The following is a 3,429-nucleotide window of genomic DNA, read 5'->3' on the forward strand; positions in this document are numbered from 1 at the left end:
TGAAGTTCATCGCCGGGGTGCCGACGAAGCCGGCGGCGAAGAGCGTGTGCGGCTGCCCGTACAGGTCGGCCGGCGTGCCGATCTGCTCGATGTGGCCGCCGCGCATCAGCACGACGCGGTCGGCGAGCGTCATCGCCTCGAGCTGGTCGTGCGTGACGTACAGCGTGGTCGTCTTCAGCCGTTGATGCAGCCGCTTGATGTCGCCGCGCAACTGCGTGCGCAGCTTCGCGTCGAGGTTCGACAGCGGCTCGTCGAACAGGAACACGGCGGGCGTCTTGATCATCGCGCGCGCGATCGCCGCGCGCTGCTGCTGGCCGCCCGACATCGCGCGCGGACGGCGGTCGAGCAGCGCGTCGAGGCTCAGGATGCGCGCGACGTCGCGCACGCGGCGGTCGATCTCGTCGGCCGGCACCTTCAGCCGTCGCAGGCCGAACGCGATGTTGTCGTACACCGTCATGTGCGGGTACAGCGCGTAGTTCTGGAACACCATCGCGACATTGCGCTCGCGCGACGGCAGGTCGTTGACGACCGCGTCGCCGATCACGAGCTCGCCGCCGGTGATCGCCTCGAGACCCGCGATCATCCGCAGCATCGTCGACTTGCCGCAGCCGGACGGGCCGAGCAGCACGATGAATTCGCCGTCGGCGATCTCGAGGTCGAGCGGGTGCAGCACGGCGGGGCCGCCGTCGTAGTGCTTCGACAAAGCCTTGCAGGTGATCTGGGCCATGGCTCAATCCATTTCGATCTGAATCTTGACGTCGCGCGGGTGGCCGCTCGCCGCTTCCTCGAATGCGCGCACGCCTTCGGAAAACGGGAACGTGCGCGAGATGAACGGCTTCACGTCGATCGCGCCGGACGCGATCAGCGCGAGCGCGCGCGGAAAGATGTTCGCGTAGCGGAACACCGATTCGATGCGGCCTTCCTTCGCCTGCAGCGCGACCACGTCGAGCGGCACCGGGGCGACCGGCATCCCGATCAGCACCGCGCAGCCGCCCGGGCACATCAGGTCGACGAGGCCCGCGTACGCGTTCGCGCTACCGCTGGCTTCGAACACGACGTCCGCGCCCCAGCCGTCCGTGGCCTGGGCCACCACGTCGGCGAGCGGCTGCGTGCGTACGTCGACGGTCGTGACGGCCGGGTTGTCGGCGAACAGCGCGAGCTTGTCGGGCACGACGTCGGCGAGGATCACGCGCGCGGCGCCGCCGGCGAGCGCGGCAAGGGCCGTCATCGCGCCGATCGTGCCGGCGCCGATCACGACCGCGAGGTCGCCCGGCTTCATCGCCGCCTTCTTCGCGGCCTGCAGGCCGATCGACAGCGGCTCGACGATCGCGCCTTCGGCGAACGACACGGTGTCGGGCAGCCGGTACGTGAACGCGGCCGGATGCACGACGTACGGCGTCAGGCAGCCGTGGATGGGAGGCGTCGCCCAGAAGCGCACGTCGGGATCGAGGTTGTAGAGCCCGCGCAGCGTCGCGGGCGAATCGAAGCGCGGCACGCCGGGCTCCATGCACACGCGGTCGCCGACCCGCAGGTGCGTGACGCCGGCGCCTGTTTCAACGACGATGCCGGACGCCTCGTGGCCGAGCACCATCGGCGCGTCGACGCGGAACGGGCCGATCCCGCCGTGGACGTAGTAATGCACGTCGCTGCCGCACACGCCGACCGTATGCACCTTGATCCGGACGTCGCCGGGGCCGACTGCCTGCGGCAAGTCGATGTCGCGCAGCGCGAGCTCGCGCGTGCGTTCGAGTACGAGCGCTTTCAACACATCCTCCTTATTTTCCCTTGACCATCGAATTGAGCAGGCGGCTGAGCATGCCGACGAACACGAGCGGCGGCAGCGCGAGCAGCACCGTCGACGCGTTGATCACGCCCCACGGCACTTCCTGGCCGAGCGACGTGAACGCGGACGCGACCACCGGCAGCGTCGCGCTGCGCGATGAAGTGAGCGCGAGCGCGATCATCAGTTCGTTCCACACCAGCACGAAGCTGAACACGATGCCGCCGAGCAGCGTGCTCGCGCACACCGGCAGCGCGATGTGCCAGAACACCGCGTACGGGCCGTAGCCGTCGAGCGCGGCGGCTTCCTCGATCTCGCGCGGCAGCCGGCGGAACACGGGGATCGACAGCCACGTGATGGTCGACAGCGTGACGAGCAGGTACGTGACGATCATCGACAGCTTCGTGTCGTACAGCCCGAGATCGACCCAGATCGCGATCAGCGGCAGCGCGACCGCGACCGGCGGCAGGAAGCGCAGCGACAGCAGGAAGAACTGGATGTCGCGCTTGCCGCGTATCGGGTAACGTGCGATCGCATACGCGGCCGGCACGCCGAGCACCGCACCGATCAGCACGGCCGCGCCGACGATCGCGATGCTGTTGCCGAGCCCGATCAGCACCTCGGGGCTCGACAGCACCTGCTCGTAGTTCGCGAGCGTCGGCGTGAAGATGAAGCGCGGCGTGGGCGTGACGATGTCGAGCAGGTGCTTGAGCGAATTGAGCACGGCCCAGAACAGCGGGAACGCGGCGACGAGCAGGATCGCGCCGGCGATCACGGCGGTCGACAGGTTCGAAACGGTCGCGGCGGCGCCGCGGCGGGCCATCAGTCGTCCCATTTGTTGACCCTCTTCCAGATGAGCGTGAAGACGAGCGTGGTCGCGATCATCATCAGCACGGCCATGCTCGACGCATAGGACACCTTGCCGGCGAGGCCGATGCCCTGCTGGTACGCGTACAGGTCGAGCGTTTCGGTCGCGATGCCGGGGCCGCCCTTGGTCATCACGTAGATCAGGTCGAACGAGCGCAGCGATTCGACCATCTTGATGAACACGAGGCTCACGAGCGGCGCCTTCAGCATCGGCAGCGCGATGTACGCATGCACCTGCCACGTCGTCGCGTAGTCGAGCCGCGCGGCTTCGAGCGGCTCGGGCGGCAGCGTCTCCAGCAGCTTCAGGATCACGACCGCGAAGAACAGCCCCCATTGCCACACGTCGACGAGCGCGACCGCGTACAGCGCGAGATGCGGATCGGCGAGGAACGCGGTGTTCTCGATACCGAGGATCCCGAGCAGCCAGCTCAGGACGCCGGTGAGCGGCGCGTACATGAACTTCCAGATGAACGCGGCCGACACGCGCGGCAGCAGCACCGGCATGATCAGCACCAGCGATGCGAAGCGGCGCCAGCGGCCGTGCACGCGCTCGAACAGGAACACGGCCAGCGCGATCCCGACCAGCACCGCGCCGGCCACCGTGACGACTTCCCACAGCACCGACACTTCGATCGCGTTCAGGAAACGCCGGTCGGATGCGAGCCGGATGAAGTTGCGCAGGCCGACGTATTCGCTGTCCGGGTAGCGCAGCACGCGGTTGCGCAGCGCGAGGTTGATCGCGGCGACGGTCGGGACGAGGCTCAGGACCGCGAGCAGCGCGA

Annotated in this window: 4 protein-coding genes; all 4 read right to left on the minus strand. The window is 68.3% G+C overall.

Features of this window, described 5'->3' with window-relative positions:
* The coding region (locus G3N99_RS36900) for an ATP-binding cassette domain-containing protein (protein WP_206124824.1) at positions 1–727 on the minus strand (727 nt) is incomplete at its 3' end.
* Positions 728–730: 3 nt separating this feature from the next.
* Positions 731–1,765, minus strand: coding sequence for an NAD(P)-dependent alcohol dehydrogenase (locus tag G3N99_RS36905; RefSeq protein ID WP_174942762.1), 1,035 nt, complete (start codon positions 1,763–1,765; stop codon positions 731–733).
* A 10-nt stretch (positions 1,766–1,775) separates the two neighbouring features.
* Positions 1,776–2,615 (minus strand): carbohydrate ABC transporter permease, encoded by an 840-nt coding sequence (locus G3N99_RS36910; RefSeq protein WP_206124825.1) that lies wholly within the window; start codon positions 2,613–2,615, stop codon positions 1,776–1,778.
* On the minus strand, positions 2,603–3,429 hold an 827-nt coding region (locus tag G3N99_RS36915; RefSeq protein ID WP_241012041.1), incomplete at its 5' end, for a sugar ABC transporter permease. The genes G3N99_RS36915 and G3N99_RS36910, both read right to left, overlap by 13 nt.

The sequence above is a fragment of the Burkholderia sp. Ac-20392 genome, from assembly GCF_017104585.1.
In the GTDB taxonomy this organism is placed as follows: domain Bacteria; phylum Pseudomonadota; class Gammaproteobacteria; order Burkholderiales; family Burkholderiaceae; genus Burkholderia; species Burkholderia lata.

Coding starts and splice junctions, on each gene's coding strand:
- G3N99_RS36910 (WP_206124825.1), bottom strand. CDS start 2,615: ATGGGACGACTGATGGCCCGCCGCGGCGCCGCCGCGACCGTTTCGAAC.